Source organism: Amycolatopsis jiangsuensis, from assembly GCF_014204865.1.
Lineage (GTDB): Bacteria > Actinomycetota > Actinomycetes > Mycobacteriales > Pseudonocardiaceae > Amycolatopsis > Amycolatopsis jiangsuensis.
The window spans coordinates 262187-288087 of sequence record NZ_JACHMG010000001.1 but is presented as its reverse complement, the minus strand read 5'-3'; the positions used below and the strand labels follow the sequence as shown (position 1 = coordinate 288087).

The following is a 25901-nucleotide window of genomic DNA, read 5'->3' as shown; positions in this document are numbered from 1 at the left end:
CCAGTGCGGGCGCCGGTTGGCGTCTCGGATCCTCGGCCCGGTTGCCACTGCTGCATCGGGGATCCGTTGGCGTCGCGCATCTCGGCCCAACAGCCACTACAGCACTCGCGAACCCGTCGACCTCACGACACCTCGGCCCAACAGCCACTACAGCACTCGGTCGCATCTCGGCCCGGCCGCCACCCCAACACCAAGGCGCGGCTGACGTCGCAACACCCGGCCCGGCCACCACCGCCACGCCCTGGCCCGGCTGACGTGGCAACACGTGAGCCTGGCTAGCGCCGCAACGCCTGGCGCAGCTGACGCTGCAACACCTCAGTCCAGCCGCCACCGCGACAGCCGCACGCGGCTGATGTGGCGGCACCCCGTCCCAGCCACCACCGCAACGCCCTGGCCCGGCTGGCGTGACAACACCTCAGCCCGACTGACGTGAACAACATCTTGGCCCGGCGGCGCTGCAACACTCTGGGGCGGCCACTACCGCAACACCCGGACGGCGGCTGACGTGGCAGCATCCCGGTCCGGCTGGCGCTGCAGCACCTCGGCGCGGCCACCACCGCAACACCCGGGCGCAGCTGACGCCGCAACACCCCAGCCCGGCCGCCGCCACCGCGACACCCGGACGCGACTGATGTGGCAACACCCCGTCCCAGCCACCACCGCAACACGCGGGCGCGGACGGCGAATCCGACCGCCCGTCAGGCCGAGGCATCCCCGCTCAGTCGGCACTGGGCGGGGACGATCCGGCCGTTCCGGGTCGGAGCGTCTGCCTGCTTGCCGATGGCGAACCCGCGGGCGGCCTCCACCTCGTCCGGCGCTCTTCGGTGACGGGGCCGCCGGTCGCCTGCCGCCCGGTCGGTCGGGAGTGTGCGCGTCAGCCAGCGATGTCGCTCACCGACCCGACCGCGGCGAGGCTCGTCGTTCGCCATCGGGCACCGGGCCGGCCGCGATGGGCGCCACATCGGGGGGTGGGTCCGCAGGCCGCCGGGGCGTGGATGGGGCAGCATGGGCGCGTGCTCTTCGACCGGATCGTCCGTCCCTCGTTGTATCGGCTGGCTTATCACGACCCGGAGGTCGCGCACGAGCGGACCGTGGCGTTGCTGGGCCGGCTCGGGAGCGCGGTGGCGGCAGTCGCGCCGCTGTACCGCACCGACGATCCGGTGACCGTGCTCGGGATGCGGTTTCCGCATCGCGTCGGGCTCGCTGCCGGGATGGACAAGAACGGGCGGGCGCTCGCCGCGTGGCCGGCGCTCGGGTTCGGGTTCGTCGAGGTCGGGACGGTCACCCGGCATCCGCAGCCGGGCAATCCGAAGCCACGGCTGTTCAGCCTGCCCGCCAGCGACGCGGTGCTGAACCGGATGGGCTTCAACAACGACGGCGCCGCGGCGCTGGCCGAACGGCTCGCCACGGACGGGAAACCCCCGGTGCCGCTGGGGATCAGCATCGGCAAGTCCAAGGTCACGCCGCTGGCCGAGGCCGTCGAGGACTACCGCTGGTCGCTGCGCATCCTGCACCCCTACGCCGACTACTTCGCGATCAACGTCAGCTCGCCCAACACCCCGGGCCTGCGTGCGCTGCAGGACAGGACCGCGCTCGCCGAGCTGCTCGCCGAACTGCGTGCGACCGGCGCCGAACTCGGCGGCGACACCCCGCTGCTGGTGAAGGTCGCCCCGGACCTGACCGACCACGCCCTCGCCGAGCTGCTCGAGGTGTGCCTCGACCACGGCGTCGCCGGGATCATCGCGACCAACACCACGCTCGCCCGCACCGGGGTCGACCCGGCCGAGGCCGCGCTGGCCACCGAGGCCGGCGGGCTGTCCGGCCGCCCGCTCACCCCGCGTTCCGTGGAAGTGGTGCGCTTCGTGCACGAACAGACCGGCGGGCGGCTGCCGATCATCGGGGTCGGCGGGATCCTCGGCCCGGACGACGCTCGCCGGATGCTCGACGCGGGCGCGAGCCTCGTGCAGCTCTACACCGGCTTCGCCCTGCACGGGCCCGGCCTGGTGCGCCGCGTCAGCCGGGGGATCGCGGGCCGTCCGTGCTGACGAACCGCAGGTAACCGCGCCACGACTCGTACCGGTCCAGCCCTTCGGCGCCGTCGGCCGGATCGCACCGCACGGCGAGCGGCGTGCTGCCGTCCTCCAGCTCCACCCGTCCGAGCAAGAACGGTGCCGGCAGCTCCGCGGCGAACCGCCCGAAAGCCGCCGGGGACAGCCGCCAGCGTTCCCCGTCGAGCGTGGCCGCACCGGGCAGCACGCCGGGTTGCGCGGGGACTGTCCCGGCGAGCAGCACCATGCGGTAGCGCTCGGCGGTTCGGACCGGGCCGAGGAACCGGGCGCCACGCAACCGGTCGTGCAGCGGCTGGCCACGCAGATGCGCTCCGAACACCACGACGTCGGCGCCCTCGGCCGGGTACGGCTCGGCGGCCTGCTCGCCGGTCAGCACGGCGGCCAGGTCGATCCCGACCTGGTCCTCGAAGGCCCGGGTGACCACCGTGACCCCGTAGGGGCTCCGGTCCCCCGGCGCCACCGGGACGGTGACCGCGGCGAGATCGAGGACGTTCACGAACGTGCTGTACCGGCCGAGGCGGGCACTGACACCGACCGGATCGGCCAGCGCGTCCACGATGTCCGGGTGATCCGGAACGGTCGGCAGCAGCAACGCCTCGTAGCCGGCCAGCACGCTCCGCGCGGCGGCCCGGAGGCCGGCGACCCGGCCCCAGACGCCGGCCAGCTCGTGCGCCGGATGGCGGCCTGCCGCGGCCACGATCGCCGAAACGGTCGGGTCGGCACCCTCCGGGCCGCCGGCGAGCACCTCTCCCGCCGACGCGTACCGCTCCGCGACCAGCGCGCTGCCGTAGAGCAGCTCACCGGCTTCGAAGAACACCGTGAGGTCCACGGGCTCCAGCACCGCGCCGGACGCCTCCAGCGACGCCACCGCGACGTGGAACGCCTGCCTTGCGGGCGGAGTGAGCGCGGAAAGCGCTGCCGTGTCGGGAATCGCCACCCGCGGCCGGTCCCCCGCTGCCAGCCGGAGATCCGACGGCCACGCGCGGACGGCCGGGTCCTGACCGTCCGGACCGGTCATCGCCGCGAGGGCCCGCTGGCCGAGGGTGAGGCTGCGCGCGAACACCGAAACGCAGTCGAAGGACGGCGAAGCCGGGTACACGCCGGTGCGCGGCACCAAGCCGATCGTCGGTTTGAGACCGACCACCGCGTTGAGCGCCGCGGGGACCCGGCCGGACCCGCCGGTGTCGGTGCCGAGCGCGAGGTCGGCGATCCCGAGGCCGACGGCCACGGCCGATCCGCTGCTGGACCCGCCGGCGACCTTCGCCGGGTCCAGCGCCGAACCGGGCACGCCGTACGGGCTGCGGGTGCCGGTCAGGCCGGACGCGAACTGGTCGAGGTTCGTCTTCCCGAGCACCACGGCACCGGCGCCGGTCAGCCGTGTGACCACCGTGGCACTGGTCACGGGCGTCCGCGAGAAACCCGGGCAGCCCGCGGTCGTGGGCAGGCCGGCGAGGTCGATCAGGTCCTTGACCGCGAGCACCGTGCCGGCGAGCGGGAGGTCCTCGCCGGCCCGCACACGCTCGTCGACCGCCTTGGCGTCGACGAGTACCTCGTCCATGGTGCGCAGGCAGATCCAGGCTTCCGGACGTTCGGCCGCGGCGAGCCGTTCGAACGCGGCGAGCACGCGTTCGTGCGCACTGGGCGGCGGAGCGGCGATCGGCGGGGGTTCCGGCGGGAGTGCGGTCACGGGGCGTCCTTTCCTCGGCGGGAACGGAGGAGTCCACTGTGTACGTCCGGCTCCGCGGAATCAGCCCACGGCACCGGATCTGGCGGGTGCCACCACTGACGTCATGGAAAAAACGTTAGACCGCACGCGTTTCCGCCACCAGCTTCGGATGATTACGCGAGTGTTGCGGTACCCGCCGGAGAATCGGCGGCCATCACGCACTGTCGCCCGCGGCGCGACCGCCGTGGGCTGACCGGTGAACCAAACTCGGCCATCCGGACGGCGTTTCGCCCTGCCGCACCACTAGCGCCGGACCGAGACCACGCACGATGCGCTGATCCGCTGATCTGCGTGGTTTCCGTCAAATTCCGCCAGGCCGGCGCCCGGGAGCCGTGGCAACGGCGCGCCGACGCCGAATGTCCGGGCGCACTGGCGTGAGCCGTCCCGAACCTCCGGGCACACCGCCGTGAGCCGTCCCGAACCTCCGGGCACACCGGCGTACGCCGTCCCGAACCTCCGGGCACACCGCCGTACGCCGTCCCGAACCTCCGGACACCCGCGCACGCCATCCGACCCCACGAGCACGCCCGCGCACGCCGTCCCGAACCCTGGGGCACACCCGCGCTCGCCACCCCGGCCCGGCCGCGCCGTCTGGTTCAGCCGAGGTCTTTCAGCGCCATCGCCAGACCGGCGAGGCGGTCGGTGGCGTCAGTGAGGGATTCGCGGGACGTGCCCATTCCCGTGCTGCTCGCCGCGACCGCCTGACCGGCGGCGGCGACCAGCCCGCCGTAGCCTTCCACGCCGTCGTCCAGCTGCTCCCGCAGCTTGGCCACGGCGGCGTCGAGGGCGGGGCGTTCCCGCTGCGGGGCGGAGTTGCGGCCGCGTTCGATGGCCTGGACCCGGCCGGCCAGCGCCCGCAATGCCAGCGCCGCCTCGTCCGCGGTCCGGCGGGCATCGGCCACCGACACGTCGGACACCGTGGTGGTGCCCAGGGAGCTGGGCACCGACAGCTGCCGCAGCAGCTCGCCGAGGGAGGCTTCCGATTCGGCCAGGTGCTCCATCGGTTCGCGGGCCACCGAACCGGCCGGCGGAAGCGGCGGTGGCGCACTCGGCGCGGCCGGCAGCTCCAGCTTCTTCAGCTGCCGCAGCCGCAACCCGGTCCGCACGCTGAACGTGCCGAACACCAGCGTGCCGAAGCCGGCGAGCACGGTCTGCCCGATCTCGGCGCCGGACACCCCGCCGATCAGGCCGGTGCCGGCCAGCACTGTGAGCACGCCGAGCAGGATCGTGACGAGCACCCACAGCGTCAGCACCCGCGAGGTGCGGCGGATCCGGCGCTGGTGTTTGGCGGACGGCTCGTTCCAGCGCTGCCACTTCGCGCGCGCCTCGGCCATCGCCGGGATCTGCCCGGCGACCGAGGAGAACGTGCTGGGCACGCTGGAACGCCGCGGCACCGGCGGCGGGGTGGGGGCGGGCCGGTGCTGGAACCGGCCCGCCTGCCCTGCGGTGTTCGTGCCGCCCTGACCGCCATTTTCGGACGGGGGGAAGTACCGCTGCAGTTTTTCCTGAGCCCGCTGGGCGTAGTCGGGCAGCCGCTCGACGTACTTCTCGATCCGGGCACCGAACTCGTCGAAGTCCCGCCGTCTGTTCATCGAGCCCCCCTGCGGTGTACTGCCCCTGACCGGGTCAGGCCGGGTTCTTGCCCTGCTCCGCCTGCACGCGAGCCTGGATCTCGCGCTGGATGTCCGGGCTCGCGGGGGCGTTCGCCGCGTCCGCGCCCGCCGCCTTCGCGCCCGCGCCACCGTCGGTGACCTGCGCGACCGAATTGCCCTGCATCGAGGCGCGGATCTGCTCCAGCCGCGAGTGCCCTGCCATCTGCGTGGCCGACTCCTGGACCTCCATCATCCGGCCCTGTACGGAGTTCTGCGCCAGCTCGGCCGAGCCCAGTGCGGTGGTGTAGCGCTTCTCGATCTTGTCGCGGACCTCTTCCAGCGACGGGGTGTTGCCCGGCGCGGCCAGCTGGCTCATCTGGTTGAGCGAGTTGGAGACCTGCTCCTGCATCTTCGCCTGCTCCAGCTGCGAGAGCAGCTTGGTGCGCTCGGCCAGCTTCTGCTGCAGCATCGTGGCGTTGCGCTCGACGGCCTGCTTGGCCTGCGAAGCGGCCTGCAGCGACTGGTCGTGCAGGGTCTTGAGGTCCTCGATGCTCTGCTCGGCGGTGACCAGCTGCGCGGCGAAGCTCTCCGCCGCGGTCTCGAACTGGGTGGCCTTCGCCTCGTCGCCTTGGGAACGGGCCTCGTCGGCCAGCACCAGCGCCTGGCGGGTCGACGCCTGCAGCTTCTCCACCTCGCCGAGCTGCCGGTTGAGCTTCATCTCCAGCTGCCGCTGGTTGCCGATCACGGAGGCGGCCTGCTGCGTCAGCGCCTGGTGGTTGCGCTGCGCCTCCTCGATGGCCTGCTGGATCTGTACCTTCGGGTCGGCGTGCTCGTCGATCTTCGACGAAAACGCCGCCATCATGTACTTCCAGAACTTCACGAACGGGTTGGCCATCTCCTCCGCCTGCCTTCTTGCGTCCCACGGGCCTTGAATGATCTCGGGGTGGGGCGTCGCTCCCCAGCTACACAACGTTCCGACCCCGGCGTCGGGTTCCATCGTGTCAGGTCGGGCCCGGGCGTTCCAGGCGACCCCGGGGGAATTCAGGGACGACCCTGAGCGGACCCCGCTCATGCGCCGACGGCCCCGGGTCACTTCCCGGGGCCGTCGGACTGCGCGAAGCTCGCTACGCGGCGATCGTGGACGCGAGCTTGGGCGCCCCGATCGTGGTCCGCAACGTGGTGTTCATCCGCGGCGCGGGCTGCAGCCGCAGGTCGGAGAGGTCGTCGCCGACCAGCTCGGACACCAGCCTGCCACCCTCGAACCCGGCGGACCCGGCCGGCTCGCGCTCCGGCACGGACTCACGCGAGGTGGCCTCCACCTCCTCGACCGGGGTGACCTCGACCGTGTCGAGAGCCGACACATCGGCCGCGACCTTGTGCAGCAGGTCGCCGAGCGGAAGCTCCAGCGCCTCGCAGATGGAGGCCAGCAGCTCGCTGGAGGCTTCCTTCTGACCGCGCTCGACCTCGGACAGGTAGCCGAGGCTGACCCTGGCGGCGCGGGAGATGTCACGCAGCGTTCGACGCTGGTTGGTGCGGGCATGACGGAGCCGATCACCGATCGCCTCACGCAACAGCACGGTCATCACGCGCCTCCCTTCCCGAACTGGTACCTCCTACGTTACCCAGAGCGGCGGCCCGGGCGCAGGACTTGGAGCATGCGTACGCCAAGGGCGAACGCTCCGATCAGTGTAGATGTTCCCCGAGCAAGGCGAACGCGGCGCGCACCGCGGCCGCCCTGATCGACGGCCGGTCACCGGGCAGGGCCAGCTCGCGGACCACCGCGGTGCCCGGCCCGCACAGCCCGGCGTACACCGTGCCGGGTGCGGCACCGTCCTGCGGATCCGGCCCGGCCACGCCGGTCAGGCCCAGCCCCCAGGTGGCCCCGCAACGGTCGCGGGCACCGGCCGCCAGCTGGGCGGCCACCTCGGGGTGCACGGCGCCGTGCTCGGCCAGCAGCCGCTGGTCGACCCCGGCCAGCACGGTCTTCAGCTCGGTGGCGTACACGACCAGCCCGCCCCGCAGCACCGCGCTGGCGCCGGGCACCTCGGCCAGGGTGGCGCACAGCAGCCCGGCGGTCAGCGATTCGGCGGCGGCGACGGTTTCCCCCCGCCGGGTGAGAGTGGCGACCAGTTCCCGTGCGCCGGTCATCAGGCGCCCGTCACGCGGCGCCCCGCGGCCCGCAGCCGGAGCGCGCGGACCAGGTAGTCCACGCCGGTGACCACGGTCAGCGCCACGGCCAGGCCCATCAGCACCCAGCGCACCGGATCGGCACCGGCCGGCAGCGGCAGCAGGTAGACCACGATCGCGAGGATCTGGGTCATCGTCTTGGCCTTGCCGCCGCGGCTGGCCGGGATCACGCCGTGCCGGATCACCCAGAAGCGCAGCAGCGTCACCCCGATCTCACGGACCGCGATCACGATGGTGACCCACCAGGACAGCTCGCCGAGCACGCTCAGCCCGATCAGCGCGGCACCGATCAGCGCCTTGTCCGCGATCGGGTCGGCGATCTTGCCGAAGTCGGTGACCAACCCGTAGCGGCGGGCCACCCAGCCGTCGACCTGGTCGGTGGCCGAGGCGATGGCGAACAGCCCGGTCGCGATCGCGCGCCACGTGGTGTCCACGCCGCCGCCCAGGAACAACGCGACCACGAACAGCGGGACCAGCACCAGCCGCGAGATGGTCAGCAGGTTCGCCAGGTTCAGCGTCGGCACCGGGGTGGTCGCGGGCACCTGGGCACCGGCCTCGGCCGCTCCGGAAGCCGACGGGGCTGCGGAACCTGAGGGCACCGGGGACTCCGGCGGCACAGCGGAGCCGGACGTCGCCGAGGCGCGGGGCAAGCCCTCGCCGGCGTCGCTCGGGGCGGCATTCACCGGTCCGCGTCCGATACCGGCCGCACGATCAGGTCGACACCGGCGGAGTCGACGACCTCGCAGCGGACCAGCTCGCCCACCGCCACCTTCGGCGCGTCGAGCAGCACGCATTCGCCGTCGACCTCGGGCGCCTGGTGCGCCGCGCGGCCGACCGGATCCTCGCCGTCCTCGCCTGCCTGCTCGACCAGGACGTGCACGACGGTGCCGATGCGGTCCTCGGCCCGCTGGGCGGTCAGTTCCTCGACCAGCGCCGAGATTCGCGCGACCCGCTCGGCGACCTCGGCCGGTTCGAGTTTTCCGTCGAAGGTCTCGGCCTCGGTGCCGTCCTCGTCGGAGTAGCCGAACACGCCGACCGCGTCGAGCCGGGCACCGGTGAGGAACCGCTCCAGTTCGGCCAGGTCCTCCTCGGTCTCCCCCGGGAAGCCGACGATCACGTTGGTGCGGATGCCCGCCTCCGGCGCCCGTTCCCGGATCTGCTCGGTGAGCGCGAGGAACGAGTCGGTGGAGCCGAACCGGCGCATCCGGCGCAGCACCCGCTCGCTGGAGTGCTGGAACGAGAGGTCGAAGTAGTCCGCGACCCCTGGCGTGTCCGCGATGGCCTGGACCAGCTGCGGCCGGGTCTCCGCCGGCTGCAGGTAGGACACCCGCACCCGCTCGACGCCCTCGACCTCGGCCAGCCGGGGCAGCAGCCGCTCGAGCGCGCGCGTGCCGTCGCGGCCGAAGTCCTTGCCGTAGGAGGTGGAGTTCTCGCTGACCAGGAACAGTTCCTTCACGCCGTGCTCGGCCAGCCAGCGGGCTTCGGCGACGATCTCGTCCGGCTGCCGCGACACGAACGAACCGCGGAACGACGGGATCGCGCAGAACGAGCAGCGCCGGTCGCATCCGGAGGCGATCTTCAGCGCGGCCACCGGTGCGTCGTCCAACCGGGTGCGCAGCACGCGCGGGCCCCAGCCGTGCTGCGCGTGCCCCGGCACCTCGACCTCGGGGGCCGCGGCGGGCCGCTGCACCGGGCTGATCGGCAGCAGCTTCCGGCGGTCGGACGGCGTGTGCGAGGCGAGCGCGCGGCCGGCGACCACGTCGTCGAGACGGTCGGACAGCTCGGCGTAGTGATCGAAGCCGAGCACCGCGTCCGCCTCGGGGAGGCTTTCGGCCAGCTCGGTGCCGTAGCGCTCCGCCATGCACCCGACCGCGACCACCTTGCGGCCGGTATCGGCCGCGGCGAGCAGCGTGTCGACCGAGTCCTTCTTCGCCGACTCCACGAACCCGCAGGTGTTCACCACGACGACGTCGGAGTCCCCGGGATCCCCGGACAGCTCCCAGCCTCCGGCGGCGAGCCGGCCGGCCAGTTCCTCGGAGTCGACCTCGTTGCGGGCGCAGCCCAAGGTCACGAGGGAAACTCGTCGGCTGCCGGCTGGCTCAGTGGTGGGAGAAGGCACGACGTTCAGGGTAGCCGCCGCTTCCCGGCACCCCGGCGACGGCGTCACCCACCACCCGCCGCGCTGCTCACGAGCCGGTGGGGACGTCCGCGACGGTCAGCAGGGTCAGCTCGGCGTCGGTCAGGGAGTCCATGTCGACGTCCGGTCCGGCCAGCCGCATCGCCTGCGCGCGGATGGCCCGTTCGAGCAGGCCACGGGCGGACCGGCCGTTGGCGAAACCGGAGCCACGGTCCAGCCCCGCCAGCAGACCGGGCAGCGCCTCGGCCAGATCGGGTGCGAGCCGGTAGCCCTGTTTGCCCGCCATCGCGGTGAAGATGGCCGCCAGCTGGGTGTCGTCGTAGTCGGCGAAGTGCACCGTGGCACCGAAGCGGGACCGCAGGCCCGAGTTGGCGTCGAGGAAGCGGTCCATGTCCGCCGGGTAGCCCGCGGCGATCACGATCAGGTCCTCGCGGTGATTCTCCATCTGCACCAGCAGCTCGGCGATGGCCTCGGTGCCGAAGTCGCCGCCGTTCGAGTAGCTCTGCACCAGCGTGTAGGCCTCGTCGATGAACAGCAGCCCGCCGATCGCCCGCTCGCACACGTCGCGGGTCTTCGGCGCGGTCTGGCCGATGTACTCGGCGACCAGGTCCGGCCGGGCCACCTCGACCAGGTGCCCCGACGGCAGCACACCCAGCTCGCGGTAGACCTGGCCCATCAGCCGCGCGACCGTCGTCTTGGCGGTGCCCGGATTGCCGGTGAACACGAGGTGGCGGCTGCGTGCCCCGACCGGCAGCCCGGCCTGACGGCGGCGCGCGTCCAGCCGGGTCTCCGCGACCAGCGCGCGGACCTGCGCCTTGACCTCGTCCAGGCCGATCATGCCGTCCAGCTCGTCGAGCAGATCGTCGAGACCGCGCCGTGGACCGGACTCGTCGGTGACCGCGACCCCGGCCTCGCCGGGCAGGTCGGCGGCCACGAGCACGGCCAGCTCGTCGGCCGGGGTGTCCGGCGCGGCGGCCAGCCGGGTGGACTGCTTGCCGATGGCGGCCTCGAGCAGCCCGCGAGCGGACCGGCCGTTGGCGAACCCACGGCCACGCGGGATCCGCCGGATCGCCTCCGGCAGCGCCGCGGCGAGGTCGTCGGCGAGGCGATACCCCTGACCGCCGGCCATCAGGGTGAAGATCCCGGCCAGCTCGTCGTTGGAGTAGTCCGGGAACTCGATCCGTCCGGCGAAGCGCGAGCGCAGGCCCGGGTTGGACTCCAGGAACTCGTCCATCTGCTTCGGATAGCCGGCGACGAAAACCACCAGGTCCTCGCGGTGGTTCTCCATCTGCACCAGCAGCTCGGTGACGGCCTCCCGGCCGTAGTCGTCGTTGTCGTCGCGCACGAGGTTGTAGGCCTCGTCGATGAACAGCACGCCGCCCGCGGCCCGCTCGCAGACCTCGCGGGTCTTCGGCGCGGTCTGGCCGGAGTACTCGGCCACCAGATCGCCCCGGCCGACCTCGACGAGGTGCCCGGACGGCAGCACACCCAGCTCCCGGTAGATCTGCCCGACCAGCCGCGACACGGTGGTCTTCGCGGTGCCCGGGTTCCCGGTGAACAGCAGGTGCCTGCTGCGTACCGCGACCTTCATGCCCGCTTCCCGGCGCCGCGCGTCCACGGCCATCTCGTCCACCATGGACCGCACGCGCTGCTTGACCGAATCGAGGCCGATCATCGCGTCCAGCTCGGCCAGCAGCTCCTCCAGGCTCCGCCGCGGACCGGCGTCGTCCACTGCGGACACGCCGGACTGCCCCGGCCCCGGCAGGTCCGCGGCGACCAGCACGGCCAGATCCTCGGTCCGCGCACCCGGCTCGGCGGTCAGCCGGCTCGACTGCTTCCCGATCGCCGCCTCCAGCAGCACCCGCGCGGACCGGCCGTTGGCGAACCCACGGCCACGCGGAATCCGCCGGACCGCCTCCGGCAGCTCGGCCACGAGGTCGTCCGCCAGCTCGTAGCCCTGGCTCTTCGCCATCGCGCCAAAGATCTTCGCCAGCTCGTCGTTCGAGTAGTCCGGGAACTCGATCCGCCCGGCGAACCGCGAGCGCAGCCCCGGGTTCGATTCGAGGAAGGTGTCGATCTCCTTCGGGTAGCCCGCCGCGAACACCACCAGGTCGTCGCGGTGGTTCTCCATCTGCACCAGCAGCTCGGCGACCGCTTCGCGGCCGTAGTCGTCGTCCTCGTCGGTGACGAGGTTGTAGGCCTCGTCGAGGAACAGCACCCCGCCGACCGCCTTCTCACAGGCCGCGCGGGTCTTCGGCGAGGTCTGGCCGAGGTACTCGCCGACCAGGTCGGTGCGGGTCATCTCGACGACGTGCCCCTTGGGCAGCACGCCGAGCGCCTGGAAGATCTTGCCCAGCAACCGGGCCACGGTCGTCTTCGCGGTGCCGGGGTTGCCGGTCAGCAGCAGGTGCCTGCTGCGCACCGCGACCTTCATGCCCGCTTCCCTGCGCCGCGCGTCCACGGCGAGCTCAGAGGTCAGCGCACGGACCCGCTCCTTCACAGCGTCGAGCCCGATCATCGCGTCCAGCTCGGCCAGCAGCTCCTCGATCGGGGTGCCACCGCGGGTGCCGGCCGCGGCGACCAGCGGTTCGATGTCCTCGTGCGTGATCACGACCCGGCCGCCGGCCGCGCCCCGCGCGATCGCCTGCCGGGACGCGGCGTCCAGCAGCGCCTCCACCCCCCGCGCGCTGGGCTCCCGGGACAGCTGCGCCAACCGGTCACGCACGTCCGGCAGCACGCTGAAGGACCGTTCTCCGGCCAGGACGTCCAGCAGCGCCGCGGCATGCGCCGCGTGGTCGAACCGGGGCAGCCGGTACTGGAGCACGTTCTGCAGCACGTCCGGCGCCTCGGTCGCCAGCTGCTCGAGCACGCGCTCGGTACCGCCGAGCACGATGAGCCGGCAGCTGTCTTGATCGTGCGCGTAGTTGCGCAGCACGCGCGCCATCCCGGCGGCGTCCTCGGCGAAGAGCGCGTCGGCCCGTTCGGCCAGCAGCAGGGTGGGGCCGTCCTCCAGTTTCGCGATACGGCCGGGCACCACGTGTTCCAGCGGATCGTCGCCGGCGTCCGCGAGCAGCCCGTGGCTGTCGAGGAATTCGGTGCGGTCGAACTCGACCTCGGCCTGCTCCAGCGCGTGCTCCAGCGACCGCGTGAACCGGCGCTGCCCGGTGTTCGGCTCCCCGACGAGCAGGACGATCGGATTCGGCTGTTTGGTACCCGCCGACGTGCGCGCGGCCTCCCGCTGCTCCCACTCCGCGTGCGCGATCTTCCAGGCCGCGCGGGCCTGTTCGTACTGGGCGTACTCGCGCTCGTACTGCTCCCGCTCTTGGCGGTCCTCGCTGCGCTGGCGCATCCGGTTGCCCGCCGCGAGCAGATCGAGCGTGACCGACCGGCTGTGCCGGGCCAGATCGTCCAGCACACCCTTTTTCTTCTTGCCGGACGAAGGTTTCTCGGGCGGCTCCGGTTCGACCGGCGCGGGTTCCCCCGGACCGTTCTGCGTACCGTGCCGGCTCGCGTCCGCCCAGGCGATCACCCGGGAAGCCCGGGACAGGAACTCCGCGGCGGACTCGGCACCGCAGACGAACGCACCCTCCCGCCCGGATTTGTCGACCCGGACCGGCGGCTGCGGCGCGCGCTGGTCCGGCGAAGGCGCCTGCCCGCGGGCGACCCCATCCGCCGACGCGGCGGCGGGCGGCATCGTGGTGGGCGGCGCTTGGGTTGGCGGTGCCTGGGTGGCGGGCGCGGGGGCGGCGGGTGCCGGAGCGGACCAAGGACCGCTTGGCTGGCCGGGATTTCCCTGCGCAGCTGGAACTCCCGGTGCACCGGGGCCGCCCTGCGGGCCGGACGTGTAGCCGGCGGCCGGGTACTGACCGGCTTGCCAGCCCGGGTAACCCTGCGGGACCGGTTGCTGCCCGCCCGGCGGCGGGCCGCCCTGCGGAATCGGCGACGGGCCGCTCGGAGGGGCGCTCGGCGGCCCCGGCTGTTGCCCACCCGGCGGCATCGGTGAGCGGCCACCCTGTCCCGGCACACCCTGTCCCGGCACACCCTGTCCCGGACCGCCCTGCCACGGATGGCCCTGGGCCGGACCACCCTGACCTTGAGTGCCCGGGCCCTGGTTGCCCGGCCACGGAGTTCCCTGACCCGGATATCCACCCCGCTGGCCCGGCATGGAACCGCTGTGCGGCCCGGGATACTGCCCGCCCGGCCCGGGTTGCCCCGGTTGCGCGCCATAACCGTCCGGTCCCGGCTGCCCTGGTCCTCGCGGGCCCGGCTGCGCGTTGTACCCACCCGCGCCCGGTGCCGGAGGCGGCGGCGGGACCGGGCGCGCCGCCGCCCGGTAGGCCGGATCCGCGGGTGGCTGGGTGTACTGCCAGGTTCCGTCCGGCGCTCGCCGTTGCCAGGGGCGGCCCGGCAGCAGCAGCCAGGGCGCCCCGTCCGGACCGGCCAGTGCTGCCGTGCGGCCGGCCGCGGCCTCGGACTGTGCGGCCAGGAATGCGTCCCACCCTGCGCGCGTCATGGAAATCCGCCTCCCCCTCAGTACGTCACGGGCAGGCGGCCTGCCCGTACCCCATTGTGCCGGACCCGGGACTGACCGTGATCACCACCGCAGAGCTTGCTGCATGTCCCGCTGGACGATCGGCGCCAAGGTGGTCTGGAAGGTCGCGGTGACGTGGTTGTCGTCCATGTAGACCAGGACGTTGCCGACGACCGCGGGGCAGGTGGTCTTCTCGCAGAAGTAGTCCGAGAAGTCCAGGAAGGACACGTTACGCGGCACGTCGCGCACGGCGGTGTAGGACGGCGTTCCCGGCAGTGCCGAGGCGCGCGCGGGAGTGCAGGAAGGGTCCTCCGGACTGCGCTGGGCCACGCAGGCGGCCATGTTGAACCCGAAGCGCGGGTTGTCGCGCAGGGCGACCACCGGGATGCCCGCCCTGTCCATCGCCGACCACTGGTCCACGAAGCCCTTCGGCGTGGTCTCGGTGATGCCGGCGTGGGTGTTCACGCTCGCCAGCGTGACGACGGCGTCCGGGTGCCTGGCCACGATCTCGTCCGCGGCCGCCTTGTTCCAGTCGATGCACCCCTGGTTGCCGGGCATCAGATCGGCCGTGACGGAGAACGGGCAGGCCCCCTTGAGCATCGAGGTGACCTCCCAGCCCGCCGACTGCACCAACGGCAGGTACGCGGCGATGTACTGCTGGATGTGCGAATCACCGACGAGCACCACGCGTTTCTTGGGCGTGCCCTGGGGCTTCTGCGTGCAGACCTTCAGTTCCTGGTTGCGCGGCGAGATCGTGCACTTGTCGTCGGTGATGCCCGCCCAGTCCTCGGGCAGCGCGAGCGTCGGCGGCACGATGGACGGCGTGGCCGAGCCGCGGTAGACGAAGTCCGGCGCCTGCGCGACCGCGCCCGGGTGGTCCGGATCGTCCAGTGCGATCTCGAAATTCGCCTGTGCGCTGGTCACGCCCTGCCAGATCCCGCTGCCGATCAGCACCGGCGCCAGCGCGAGCACGCCGAACCGGTAGGCACCCCAGCGTTTGGCCGTGCCGATCTTCGACAGCCGGATCGGGTTCTCGATCAGGTGGTAGGTCAGCACCGACAGCACGAAGGACACCCCGAGTACGACCGCGCCGCCGAGCAGCCCGACCGCGACCCGGTCGCGGGCGACCAGGTAGAACACCAGCACCGGCCAGTGCCACAGGTACAGCGAGAAGCTGATGTTGCCGAGGTAGCCCAGCGGTTTCGAGCTGAGCCAGCGGTCCGCGCCGAGCCGGCTGCCGGTCTGGCCCGCCACCAGCACCAGGGCCGCGGACAGCGTCGGCCACAGCGCGATCCAGCCGGGGAACACCGAGTCGACGCGCAGCACGATGCCGCACAGCACCAGCCCCGCCACGCCGATCCAGCCGAGCGCGATGCGCAGCAGCCGCGGCAGCGTGACGTAATCGAGGAACATCGCCATCAACCCGCCGAGCGCGAACTCCCACACCCGCGTGAGGCCGTGGAAGTACGCCAGCGGCTGGTCGACGGCGGTCAGGTACACCGAGTACGCGATCGACGCGGCGAAGAGCACCACCAGCAGCACGTTGATCGTGCGGCGCAGCGACCAGCCCAGCCGGCGCACGAGCAGGCCGAGCCCGACGAACAGGATCGGCCAGAGCAGGTAGAACTGGCCCTGGATGGACAGCGACCAGAAGTGCTGGACCACGCTCGCGCTGTTGTGCTGGGCGAAGTAGTCCACCGAGTCCGCGGCCAGCTGCCAGTTCTCGTAGAACAGTGCCGAGGCGAAGACCTCGCGGATGGTCTGGAACCAGCGGTCCGCGGGCAGCAGCAGCTGCGAGACCACCAGCACCGTGAGCAGCACGGTCATCGCGGCCGGGAAGAGCCGTTTGATCATCCGGCCCCAGGTGGCCCGCAGCTCGATCCGGCCGCGCAGCAGCGCGCGGTAGAGCTGGCCGGTGATCAGGAACCCGGAGACCAGGAAGAACACGTCGACGCCGCCGGAGATCCGGTCCAGCCAGACGTGGTAGACGACGACCAGCAGCGAGGCCAGCGCGCGGACGCCCTGCAGTTCGGGGCGGAACCGGGCCTGGGCGTCCCGCGGGGCCGGCCGCCCGGGCTGTTCGGGCGCGACCACGGTGGTCCCGGACATCGACTTCCTCCCAATGCCGGGGGCGGACCGGCGTGCTCGGACACAGGGGCGTGCGGCCCCTACCTATACGTGACCGCACGCGACGACGGGCGTCCGGGGTCCCCCGGAAGGAGCCGCCACGTTCACCCGGGCGCGGTCCTGGATATCTTGACAGGTGTGCCCCACGAGTCCACGCCCCCGGCGGTCCGGCGCGCCCGGATCGCCGACGTCCGCAAGATCAAAGCCCTCGTCGACGCCGACGCCGGCCGCGTCCTGCTGGAAAAAGACCTGGTCACCCTCTACGAGGCCGTGCAGGAGTTCTGGGTCGTGACCGACGCCGACGCCGTGCTCGGCGCCGCCGCCCTGCACGTGCTGTGGGAGGACATCGGCGAGCTGCGGACCGTCGTGGTGGACAAGGCCGCGCGCGGCCGCGGCATCGGGCACGCGCTCGTCGGCCGGCTCGTCGAGGAGGCCCGTGAACTCGGCCTCCGGCGCTTGTTCGTGCTCACCTTCGAGACGTCGTTCTTCGCCGGCCACGGTTTCGCGCAGATCGACGGCGCCCCGGTGCCGCAGGAGGTCTACGAGGAGATGCGGCGTTCCGCCGACCCGGGTGTCGCGGAGTTCCTCGACCTGCCCTACGTCAAGCCCAACACCCTGGGCAACTCGCGCATGCTCCTCGAGTTCTGAGGAACCGGAAACCTGAGGGACACCGACCATCTGCTCAGCACCACCCAGGCGCGCGGGGCTGCCGTCGCGGATCACCAGCCAGCGCCAGGCCTGCTGGTTGCCCGGTGTCGGCGCCAGCTCGGGGCAGTCGGCGAGCACGGCGTCGGCCACCGTCCGGTCGAGTGTGCGGGCGTACCGCTGGGAAACTCCGCTCACTCCGTCAGGCGAAGCGTGATCCGGTCCCCCGCCGGGCTCACGTCGACCAGCCGGACGGCCGTCGCGGAATAGGTGGTCTCGCGCGGGCCCGGCCGCCCGGTGTGCAGCTGCACGCTGGTGCGTTCGCCCTGCCCGGGCTCGGCCAGTGCGACCGTGACGACGGCGTCCCCGGGCGCGAAACACTGCAGCTGCGGCGGGCACCGCGAGTCCGAGACGAGCCCGGCGTAGCGCACCGTGAAGTCGCGCCCGGCGAGCCAGGCCTCCTGTCCCTGGCCGAGCACCACGTTCCGCCCGGGTTCGGCGGTGAGCTGCTGATGCGTCTGCGCGAGCGCGACGGAGCCGCCCGCACCCGCGACGAGCACCGCGGTCGCACTGACGAACAGAGCGAGTCTCCTGGCATCCATGAGGTCAGGACGGGACGCCGGCAGCGATGGGTTGCACGGCCGGTTCAGCCGTCCTCTTCGTCGCCGGCCGACGGCGGGTCGCCGCCGCGGATCATGAACAGGACCGATTCCAGTTCCTCGGGTTTGATCAGGACATCGCGGGCCTTCGAGCCTTCGGAGGGGCCGACGATGGCGCGGCTTTCCAGCAGGTCCATCAGGCGACCCGCCTTGGCGAAGCCGACCCGCAGCTTGCGCTGCAGCATCGACGTGGACCCGAACTGGGAGGTGACCACGAGCTCCGCCGCCTGCAGCAGCACGTCCAGGTCGTCGCCGATGTCCGGGTCGATCTCCTTCTTCTCCCCGGCCTTCGCCGCGGTCACGCCCTCGGTGTAGTCCGGCTGGGCCTGGTCCTTGGCGTAGGTGACGATCGAGGCGATCTCGTCGTCGCCCACGAACGCGCCCTGGATGCGGACCGGTTTCCCGGCACCCATCGGCAGGTAAAGCGCGTCGCCCATGCCGATCAGCTTCTCCGCGCCGGGCTGGTCCAGGATGACCCGCGAATCGGTGAGCGACGAGGTGGCGAACGCCAGCCGGGACGGCACGTTGGTCTTGATCAGGCCGGTCACCACGTCCACCGACGGGCGCTGGGTGGCGAGCACCAGGTGGATGCCCGCGGCCCGGGCCTTCTGGGTGATCCGCACGATCGCGTCCTCGACGTCCCGCGGGGCGGTCATCATCAGGTCGGCCAGCTCGTCGACGATCGCCATGATGTAGGGGTAGGGCTGGTACTCGCGTTCGCTGCCCGGCGGCGCGGTGATCTCCCCGGATTTCACCTTGGCGTTGAAGTCGTCGATGTGGCGCACCCGGTTGGCCTGCATGTCCTGGTAGCGCTGCTCCATCTCCTCGACCAGCCAGGCCAGCGCGGCGGCCGCCTTCTTCGGCTGCGTGATGATGGGCGTGATCAGGTGCGGGATGCCCTCGTACGGGGTCAGCTCGACCATCTTCGGGTCGATCAGGATCATCCGGCACTCGTCCGGCGTCGAGCGCGCCAGCAGCGACACCAGCATCGAGTTGACGAAGCTCGACTTACCGGAACCGGTCGAACCGGCCACCAGCAGGTGCGGCATCTTCGTGAGGTTGGCGGTGACGAACTCGCCCTCGATGTCCTTGCCGAGGCCGATCACCATCGGGTGGCCGTCCTTGGCCGCCTTGGCCGAGCGCAGTACGTCGCCCAGGCGCACCATTTCGCGGTCGGAGTTGGGCACCTCGATGCCGACCGCGGACTTGCCCGGGATCGGCGCGAGCAGCCGCACGTTGTCGGTGGCCACCGCGTAGGCGATGTTCTTGGTCAGCGCGGTGATCTTCTCGACCTTCACGCCGGGGCCCAGCTCGACCTCGTAGCGGGTGACCGTGGGGCCCCGGGTGAACCCGGTGACCTGGGCGTCGATGCTGAACTGCTCCAGTACGCCGGTGATCGCCTCGATCATCGCGTCGTTGGCCTTGCTGCGGGACTTCGGCGCGTCGCCCAGCTGCAGCAGATCCGGCGGCGGGAGCTGGTAGTCGCCCTCGACGGTCCGGGTGACGGTGAGTGCCGGTTCGGGCTCCTTCTTCGGCTTCTTCTCCGGCACCTCGGCCGGCTTGGCCGCGGGTTTCGGCGGCCGGATCGGCTGGGGCGGTTCGGCGAGTGCCGCGTCCAGGTCGAGCTGCTCGGCACCATCCGAGCTGTCCGCGCCGGCCTGACGCCGCCGTGCCGGCTTGCGCAGCCGCACCGGCTTCGGATCGGTCTCGGTGATCTCGTCCGGTTCGGCCGCGGCTTCGCCGTGGGCGGCCTCGTAGTCGGCCAGCTCCTCCTCGTCGAGGCCCCAGGTGCGCAGCCGGTGCGGGATCTCCCGCACCGGCGTGGCGGTGAACACGAGCACGCCGAAGATCAGCGCGAGGATCAGCAGCGGCACCGCGACCCACATGGTGACGCCCTTGGTCAGCAGCCCGCCGGAGAACGCGCCGAGCGCGCCACCGGCGTACATCCGGGCGTCGTTGGTCTCCGGGAGCGCGGTGAAGATGTGCAGCATCCCGAGCACGGACAGCACGACGAGCAGGGTGCCGATGACCATCCGGGGCCGGGTCTCCGGCCGGGGTTCGGACCGCATCAGCGCGACCGCGACCACGATCAGCACCAGCGGCAGCGTGACCGCCCCGGCGCCGAGCACGGTCCGGGCGGCCACTTCCACCGCGCCGCCGATCGGCCCGGCGGCCCGCCACCACACGCCGACCGCGGCGACGATGGCGAGCGCGATCAGTCCGAGGGCCAGGCCGTCCCGCCGGTGCGCGGGTTCGAGCTCCCGGGTCCGCCCGACCGTGCGGGCGAGCGAGCCCAGTCCCCTGGCCGTCAGGTTCCAGGTGCCGCGCACCCCGCGTCCGAACGCACCGGACGACCGCCCGCGCCGAGCCGCCGGACGACGCGCCGACGTACGCGGACGGCTACCCGACGACCGCGCCCCGGACCGGCTTCCGGACGACCGGGCGGCCGACGACTTCGACGCCCCCGCCGAACGCCCCCCGGACGCCTTCGCCGGCGTCCGCGAACCACGCGCCGACGCCTTCCCGCCGCCACTGCCCGTGCTCCGCTTCCTCGTCGCCGACCCAGCCATACCCCCACGGTAACCGGCGAACCGCAATAGTCCCATGCGCCACTCGCACCGCACGCGAAACAATCGTCCCGATCCGGACCGGCGTTGCGCAGCTCCCGGCTGCGACCTGCGACAACAGTCGCGGAAGCTTCCTTCTGTGCAGACGGTGCGAACCAGGTCGTTCGCAGTGATCTGCCGCCATGAAATGCTTTGCGCATGTTCGCGCTGCATCAGGACGATTCTCCGGCTCCGCGCCGGGCACCGGCGATCTGGCGGACCATGCTGAACGTCGACCGCGGGCTGGTGAACCTCGTCGGGAAGCTGTCCGTCTCCGGGGCGGTGCCGTCGCGGTTGCGGGGGCGGCCGCTGCTCATGGCGGCGAACCACATCGGCGTGTTCGACGCGATGGTGCTGATGGCCGCGTGCAAGCGGATCGGCATCAATCCGAGGTTCATGCTGGCCGGCGGGATCCTGGACGCGCCGGTGATCGGGCCCGCCCTGCGGGTCAGCGGGCATCTGCGGGTGGATCGCGGCCAGGCGACCACCGCGGTCGGCCAGTTCGCCGAGGCCGTCGACGCGCTGCGTGACACCCGGGAGCCGATCATCGTCTACCCGGAGGGCCGGATCAGTCACGATCCGGGACTGTGGCCCGAGCGCGGCAAGACCGGCGCCGCCCGGCTCGCGCTCGCCGCCGGGGTGCCGGTGATCCCGATCAGCCAGTGGGGTGCGCACGAGGCGGTCTACTGGGGCACCGAAACCGTCAACGGACCCGCCGATCTGGTGCCGCTCGCCCGGTCCGGGCTCAGTGCCCCGCTGCGCCGGCCGCGGTTCCGGGTGCACTTCGGCGAGCCGGTGGACCTGTCCGGGGTGGAGCCGGAACGGCCGGGGGCCGGGGTGCGCGCGCACGCGAAGATCATGCAGGCGATCACCGACGGGCTGGTGCCGCTGCGGCGCGACGAACCGGTCCGCCCCCGGTTCCACGATCCGACGCGGCCCACCGACACCGTCAGCCCCTGGAAACCCGGGCCGGCGTCCGGATCCTGAGACCACCCGGCGTCCCTCGCTAGAGTCGCACGACGTGAGCACCCGCATTCTCGTCGTCTACTACAGCGTCACCGGCAACACCGCCGCGCTGGCCACCGCACTCGCCGAGGGCGCAGGCGAGACCGGTGCCGAGGTCCGTGTCCGGACCGTGCCGGAAACCGCGCCGCCGGCCGCGGTGGCCAGCAACCCGCGCTGGCAGGCGTGGGTCGAGGACGGGCCGCACCACGACCTCGCCACGCTGTCCGACCTGGAGTGGGCGGACGGGATCGCGGCCGGCAGCCCGACCCGGTTCGGCGGCCCCGCCGCCCAGCTGAAGTCCTTTTTGGACAGCACCGGCGGCCTGTGGGCGCAAGGAAAACTGGCGGACAAGGTGGCGACGTCGTTCACCACGGCGTCCACCGCGCACGGCGGCCTGGAGGCGACCGTGCTGGCCACGAACAACATCTTCTACCACTGGGGCGCGATCGTGGTCCCGCTCGGCTACGGCGATCCGCACCTGAAGGAGTCCGGCAACCCGTACGGCGGCTCGTTCGTCTCGCGCAGATCGGCCGCGCCCGACGAGCTGGCGCTCGGTGCGCTGCGGCGCCAGGGCCACCGGCTGGCGACCATCACCACCCGCCTGGTCGCCGGGCGTGATTCCCTGGAATAGCGGGGAAACGGTTTCGGCGCCGGGCCGGGGAGCCGTACCGTCGCCCCGGTGACCACCGAACTGCCTGTCACCGCCGCGCCCGGGGAGGATCACCGCGGCCGCGGCATACTGCTCGTGCTGCTGGCCGCGGTCTTCTTCAGCACGTCCGGTTCGCTCGGCAAGCCGGCCATGGTCGCGGGCATGACGCCGGAACAGGTGGCCGCCATCCGGATCGGCGGCGCCGGGCTCCTGCTGGCGGCGGGTACGGCGATCCTCGCGCCGCGTTCGCTGCGTGTCCGGCGCGGGGAATGGCCGATGCTGCTCGCCTACGGGTTGCTCGGCGTGGCCGGCACGCAGCTGATGTACTTCATCGCCACCGACCGGATCCCGGTCGGCATCGCGATCCTGCTGGAGTTCATGTCGCCGGTCCTCATCGCGCTCTGGGTGCGGGTGGTGCGCCGGACCCGGCTGCCCGGCGCGCTGTGGGGCGGGATCGCGCTGGCCATGGCGGGCCTGGCCCTGGTCGCGCAGGTGTGGCAGGGCGCGGTGCTGGACGCCCTCGGGCTGCTCGCCGGGCTCGGTGCGGCGGTCTGTTCGGCGGGGTACTTCCTGATCGGTGAGCGCGCCGTCGCGCGGCGCGACCCGCTCGGCCTGGTCACCTGGGGCATGGTGATCGGCGCGGTCATCGTGGGTGCGCTCGCTCCACCGTGGACGGTGCACTGGTCGCTCGCCGCGCGCAGTGTCCCGTTCGGGCCGTGGACTCCCCCGGTGTGGCTGCTGCTGGCCGCACTGGTGCTCGCGCCCACGGTGATCTCTTATCTGCTGGGCATCTCCGCGCTGCGGCACCTGCCCGCTTCGGTGGCGAGTGTGCTCGGGCTCGTCGAACCCGTCGCGACCGCCGCGTTCGCCTGGGCACTGCTGGGTGAATCGCTGGCCTGGCCGCAGGCCTTCGGTGCGCTGCTGCTGCTCGCGGGGGCTTACGTGGTCCAGCGGAAGTCCGCCGGGATCACCTGACTCATCCCTGCGGAGGAGACCGGAACCAGTCTCGCGCCGGATGTGCGCACCGCCGCGGCACGCCACACTCGAGTCCTACGCCCGATCCCGGACAGGAGGCCACCGTGCTCCAGCAGAACCGCTCCGAGCAGCGCCGCGCCCGGCGCGCGCTCGCCCGCCAGACCGCCATCGTGGTGTTCGCTCTCGCGCTGGCGGCCGGGCGGGGAGCCCGCGTCAGACCGGGATGACCGTGGGCACGATCATCGGGCGGCGGCGGTAGGTGTCGGCCACCCAGCGCCCGACCACCCGGCGCACAGCCTGTGCGATGCGGTGCGTGTCGGTGATGCCCTCGGACTCGGTGCGGGCCAGCTCCATCTCCACGAGCGGGACCACGCTGTCGAGAGCCTTCGGGTCGTCGGAGAATCCACGCCCGGAAATGGTCGGGCTGCTCACCGCGCGGCCGGTGCTGGAGTCGACCACGACGGTGATCGCGATGAAGCCGCCCTCGCCGAGCACCAGCCGGTCCGACAGTGTCGACTCGCCGACGTCACCCACGGACAGGCCGTCCACGTACACGTGCCCGACCTCGACCCGCCCGGTGCGGGAGGCCTTGCCGTCGACCAGGTCCACGACCACGCCGTCCTCGGCGATCACCACGTTCTCCGGGGCCACCCCGGTCCGCGCCGCGAGCTCGCCGTTGGCACGCAGGTGCTTCCACTCGCCGTGCACCGGCATCACGTTGCTCGGCCGCACCGCGTTGTACAGGTAGAGCAGCTCCCCCGCCGACGCGTGCCCGGACACGTGCACCTTGGCGTTGCCCTGGTGCACCACGTTCGCGCCCAGCCGGGTCAGGCCGTTCACCACGCCGAAGACCGCGGTCTCGTTGCCCGGGATCATCGAGCTGGCGAGCACCACCGTGTCGGCGGCCCGGATGGAGATCTGCCGGTGCTCGCCGCGGGCCATCCGGGACAGCGCGGACAGCGGTTCGCCCTGCGAACCGGTGGAGACGAACAGCACCTTGCTCTCCGGCAGGGTGCTCGCCTGGTCCATGTCCACGAGCAGGCCCTCGGGTACCTCCAGCAGGCCCAGCTCCGCCGCGATGCCCATGTTGCGCACCATCGAACGGCCCACGAACGCGACCCGCCTGCCGTGCCGCTCGGCGGCGTTCAGGACCTGCTGCACCCGGTGCACGTGGCTGGCGAAACAGGCCACGATCACCCGCTGCCCGACCCGGCGGATCACGTCGTCGAGCACCGGGCCGATGTCCCGCTCCGGCATCACGAACCCGGGCACCTCGGCGTTGGTCGAGTCCACGCAGAACAGGTCCACGCCCTCGTCGCCGAGCCGGGAGAAGCCGGCAAGGTCGGTCAGCCTGCCGTCGAGCGGCAGCTGGTCGAGCTTGATGTCACCGGTGTGCAGCACGACTCCGGCCGGGGTGCGGATGGCCACCGCCAGCGCGTCCGGGATGGAGTGGTTGACCGCGAAGAATTCCAGGTCGAACGCGCCGACCTTGCGCCGTTCACCCTCGCGCACCTCGATCAGCTTCGGCCGCTGGCGGTGCTCCTTGGCCTTGGCCGCGAGCAGCGCGTTGGTGAACCGTGACCCGTAGATCGGCAGGTCCGGGCGCAGCCGCAGCAGGAACGGGACGGCGCCGATGTGGTCCTCGTGCCCGTGCGTGAGCACGAGCCCGTCGACGTCGTCGAGCCGGTCCTCGATCGCACGGAAGTCCGGCAGGATCAGGTCGACACCGGGCTGGTCGTCCTCGGGGAAGAGCACCCCGCAGTCGACGATCAGGAGCCGGCCGTCGTATTCGAAGACCGTCATGTTGCGCCCGACCTCGCCGATGCCGCCCAGCGCGACGACGCGCAGCGCGCCCTCGGGCAGTGCGGGCGGAAGGTGGGCCGGACCGGGTCCGGGGGGAAGTGAGCTCACCGGGGCAAGGTCCCAACGCTGGTGTGTGAAGTGGGGGCCACGTAGGCCGCCTGAGAATCCGCTTGTGCCACCCGTGCACCATGCCAGTCCGAGGCCGCGGTGTCCTCCAGCGGCACGCCGCCCTGGGCGAGATCGGCCGTGATCAGCTGCTGCTGCTCGTCGGTCGCGGGCACGACCGGCAGCCGCGGATCGCCGATGTCCAGCCCGCGCAGCCGCAGCGCCGCCTTGACGAAGGTGACCCCGCCGACCCGCGAGAACGCCCGCAGCACCGGCAGCATCCCGCGGTGGTTGGTGCGCGCGGTGGAGGTGTCGCCGCTTTCGTAGGCGTCGATCATCGCCCGGATCCGGCCGGCCACCACGTGCCCGATCACGCTGACCACCCCGGCCCCGCCGACCGAGATCCACGGCAGGTTGAGGCCGTCGTCGCCGGAGTAGTAGGCCAGCTGGCTGTTGGCGATCACCTCGGAGCCGGCGATCAGGTCGCCCTTGGCGTCCTTGACCGCGGCGATCCGCGGGTGCTCGGCCAGCCGCAGCAGCGTGTCCACCTCGATCGGCACGATCGAGCGCGGCGGGATGTCGTACAGCATCACCGGCAGCTCGGTGGCGTCCGCGACGGTGGTGAAGTGCGCGTACACCCCGGCCTGGCTGGGCCGCGAGTAGTACGGCGTGACCACCAGCAGGCCGTGGGCCCCGGCTTCGGCGGCGGCACGCGCCTGCTCGACGCTGTGCGTGGTGTTGTTGGTACCGGCCCCGGCGACCACCGTGGCACGCTCGCCGACCGCCTCCACGACCGCGCGGATCAGCGTGGCCTTCTCCGCGTCGCTGGTGGTCGGGCTCTCCCCCGTGGTGCCGTTCACGACCAGGCCGTCGTTGCCCAGGTCCACGAGGTACTCGGCGAGTTCCTGCGCCCGCTTCACGTCCAGCGCGCCCTCGCGGTCGAAGGGCGTGGCCATCGCGGTGAGCACGCGGCCGAAGGGGCGGCCCGGCGCGGCGGAGGGTGGGGTCGGCATGGTCATGACGGTACCTCGTCCGGCCGGCGAACCCGGCCCGGACCTGGCGGGTCCGGAGAATTTCCGTTCCCC

Annotated in this window: 20 protein-coding genes; 7 read left to right on the top strand and 13 right to left on the bottom strand. The window is 72.3% G+C overall.

Going from position 1 to position 25901, the window contains the following annotated elements; all coding sequences use genetic code 11:
• Positions 1-1013: 1013 nt before the first annotated feature.
• Positions 1014-2045: a quinone-dependent dihydroorotate dehydrogenase gene (locus BJY18_RS01230; protein WP_184776956.1), complete on the top strand. Its 1032-nt coding sequence runs from the start codon at positions 1014-1016 to the stop codon at positions 2043-2045.
• Here the strand turns inward: BJY18_RS01230 and atzF are convergent.
• The 9 genes from atzF to BJY18_RS01185 all read right to left on the bottom strand — a co-directional run bounded on the left by atzF (position 2014) and on the right by BJY18_RS01185 (position 16351).
• On the bottom strand, positions 2014-3756 hold the full coding sequence (gene atzF / locus BJY18_RS01225) for an allophanate hydrolase (protein WP_221457474.1): 1743 nt from the start codon (positions 3754-3756) through the stop codon (positions 2014-2016). The two genes, BJY18_RS01230 and atzF, sit on opposite strands and share 32 nt — an antisense overlap.
• Before the next feature lie 635 nt (positions 3757-4391).
• The gene (pspM, locus tag BJY18_RS01220) at positions 4392-5387 is read right to left on the bottom strand and encodes a phage shock envelope stress response protein PspM (RefSeq protein WP_184776953.1); all 996 of its coding nucleotides are present in this window, start codon (positions 5385-5387) and stop codon (positions 4392-4394) included.
• Between the two features lie 34 nt (positions 5388-5421).
• Entirely contained in the window at positions 5422-6282 is an 861-nt protein-coding gene (locus tag BJY18_RS01215; RefSeq protein WP_184776951.1) for a PspA/IM30 family protein, read from the bottom strand.
• 229 nt (positions 6283-6511) lie between these two features.
• Positions 6512-6970, bottom strand: coding sequence for a helix-turn-helix domain-containing protein (locus BJY18_RS01210; protein ID WP_184776949.1), 459 nt, complete (start codon positions 6968-6970; stop codon positions 6512-6514).
• Between the two features lie 100 nt (positions 6971-7070).
• On the bottom strand, positions 7071-7535 hold the full coding sequence (locus tag BJY18_RS01205) for a CinA family protein (RefSeq protein WP_184776947.1): 465 nt from the start codon (positions 7533-7535) through the stop codon (positions 7071-7073).
• Positions 7535-8173: a CDP-diacylglycerol--glycerol-3-phosphate 3-phosphatidyltransferase gene (gene pgsA / locus BJY18_RS01200; protein WP_184776945.1), complete on the bottom strand. Its 639-nt coding sequence runs from the start codon at positions 8171-8173 to the stop codon at positions 7535-7537. Before pgsA ends, BJY18_RS01205 begins: the two co-directional genes overlap by 1 nt.
• Before the next feature lie 80 nt (positions 8174-8253).
• Positions 8254-9693 carry a 30S ribosomal protein S12 methylthiotransferase RimO gene (gene rimO, locus BJY18_RS01195; RefSeq protein WP_184776943.1) on the bottom strand — a complete coding sequence of 480 codons (1440 nt, stop codon included), beginning with the start codon at positions 9691-9693 and terminating at the stop codon, positions 8254-8256.
• Positions 9694-9760: 67 nt separating this feature from the next.
• Entirely contained in the window at positions 9761-13405 is a 3645-nt protein-coding gene (locus BJY18_RS01190; RefSeq protein WP_184776941.1) for an AAA family ATPase, read from the bottom strand.
• Positions 13406-14305: 900 nt separating this feature from the next.
• On the bottom strand, positions 14306-16351 hold the full coding sequence (locus tag BJY18_RS01185; RefSeq protein WP_184776939.1) for an acyltransferase family protein: 2046 nt from the start codon (positions 16349-16351) through the stop codon (positions 14306-14308).
• Between the two features lie 147 nt (positions 16352-16498).
• Between BJY18_RS01185 and BJY18_RS01180 the strand changes: the two genes are divergently transcribed.
• Complete coding sequence (locus tag BJY18_RS01180; protein WP_221457473.1) at positions 16499-17017, top strand: amino-acid N-acetyltransferase; 519 nt, start codon at positions 16499-16501, stop codon at positions 17015-17017.
• A gap of 191 nt (positions 17018-17208) precedes the next feature.
• Here the strand turns inward: BJY18_RS01180 and BJY18_RS01175 are convergent, their stop codons facing one another.
• Together BJY18_RS01175 and BJY18_RS01170 are read right to left on the bottom strand one after the other, a co-directional pair.
• A complete protein-coding gene (locus BJY18_RS01175; RefSeq protein ID WP_246458731.1) occupies positions 17209-17616 on the bottom strand; it encodes a hypothetical protein in 408 nt (135 codons plus the stop codon).
• Between the two features lie 44 nt (positions 17617-17660).
• Positions 17661-20003, bottom strand: a complete 2343-nt coding sequence (locus BJY18_RS01170) for a DNA translocase FtsK 4TM domain-containing protein (RefSeq protein WP_312873696.1) — start codon at positions 20001-20003, stop codon at positions 17661-17663.
• On the opposite strand from BJY18_RS01170, the gene BJY18_RS37660 reads away from it, so the two are divergent.
• From BJY18_RS37660 to BJY18_RS37335, 5 genes are all read left to right on the top strand, one after another.
• Positions 19993-20256, top strand: a complete 264-nt coding sequence (locus BJY18_RS37660; RefSeq protein ID WP_312873695.1) for a hypothetical protein — start codon at positions 19993-19995, stop codon at positions 20254-20256. The two genes, BJY18_RS01170 and BJY18_RS37660, sit on opposite strands and share 11 nt — an antisense overlap.
• A gap of 182 nt (positions 20257-20438) precedes the next feature.
• A complete protein-coding gene (locus tag BJY18_RS01165; protein WP_184776933.1) occupies positions 20439-21266 on the top strand; it encodes a lysophospholipid acyltransferase family protein in 828 nt (275 codons plus the stop codon).
• Positions 21267-21300: 34 nt separating this feature from the next.
• Positions 21301-21915, top strand: coding sequence for an NAD(P)H:quinone oxidoreductase (gene wrbA, locus BJY18_RS01160; protein ID WP_184776931.1), 615 nt, complete (start codon positions 21301-21303; stop codon positions 21913-21915).
• Positions 21916-21963: 48 nt separating this feature from the next.
• Complete coding sequence (locus BJY18_RS01155) at positions 21964-22908, top strand: EamA family transporter (RefSeq protein ID WP_184776929.1); 945 nt, start codon at positions 21964-21966, stop codon at positions 22906-22908.
• 104 nt (positions 22909-23012) lie between these two features.
• Positions 23013-23135, top strand: a complete 123-nt coding sequence (locus BJY18_RS37335; protein WP_281393621.1) for a hypothetical protein — start codon at positions 23013-23015, stop codon at positions 23133-23135.
• Here BJY18_RS37335 and BJY18_RS01150 read toward each other — a convergent pair.
• Both BJY18_RS01150 and dapA read right to left on the bottom strand, forming a co-directional pair.
• Positions 23122-24819, bottom strand: a complete 1698-nt coding sequence (locus BJY18_RS01150; protein ID WP_184776927.1) for a ribonuclease J — start codon at positions 24817-24819, stop codon at positions 23122-23124. The genes BJY18_RS37335 and BJY18_RS01150 overlap by 14 nt on opposite strands.
• Positions 24816-25829: a 4-hydroxy-tetrahydrodipicolinate synthase gene (dapA, locus tag BJY18_RS01145; protein WP_184776925.1), complete on the bottom strand. Its 1014-nt coding sequence runs from the start codon at positions 25827-25829 to the stop codon at positions 24816-24818. Before dapA ends, BJY18_RS01150 begins: the two co-directional genes overlap by 4 nt.
• Positions 25830-25901 lie beyond the last annotated feature (72 nt).

Excerpts from the sequence above, each read along its gene's own strand:
- pspM (WP_184776953.1), bottom strand. The coding sequence starts at position 5,387 with ATGAACAGACGGCGGGACTTCGACGAGTTCGGTGCCCGGATCGAGAAG.
- BJY18_RS01215 (WP_184776951.1), bottom strand. The coding sequence starts at position 6,282 with ATGGCCAACCCGTTCGTGAAGTTCTGGAAGTACATGATGGCGGCGTTT.
- BJY18_RS01210 (WP_184776949.1), bottom strand. The coding sequence starts at position 6,970 with ATGACCGTGCTGTTGCGTGAGGCGATCGGTGATCGGCTCCGTCATGCC.
- BJY18_RS01205 (WP_184776947.1), bottom strand. The coding sequence starts at position 7,535 with ATGACCGGCGCACGGGAACTGGTCGCCACTCTCACCCGGCGGGGGGAA.
- BJY18_RS01190 (WP_184776941.1), bottom strand. The coding sequence starts at position 13,405 with ATGCCGCCCGCCGCCGCGTCGGCGGATGGGGTCGCCCGCGGGCAGGCG.
- BJY18_RS01185 (WP_184776939.1), bottom strand. The coding sequence starts at position 16,351 with ATGTCCGGGACCACCGTGGTCGCGCCCGAACAGCCCGGGCGGCCGGCC.
- BJY18_RS01175 (WP_246458731.1), bottom strand. The coding sequence starts at position 17,616 with ATGGATGCCAGGAGACTCGCTCTGTTCGTCAGTGCGACCGCGGTGCTC.
- BJY18_RS01165 (WP_184776933.1), top strand. The coding sequence starts at position 20,439 with ATGTTCGCGCTGCATCAGGACGATTCTCCGGCTCCGCGCCGGGCACCG.
- dapA (WP_184776925.1), bottom strand. The coding sequence starts at position 25,829 with ATGCCGACCCCACCCTCCGCCGCGCCGGGCCGCCCCTTCGGCCGCGTG.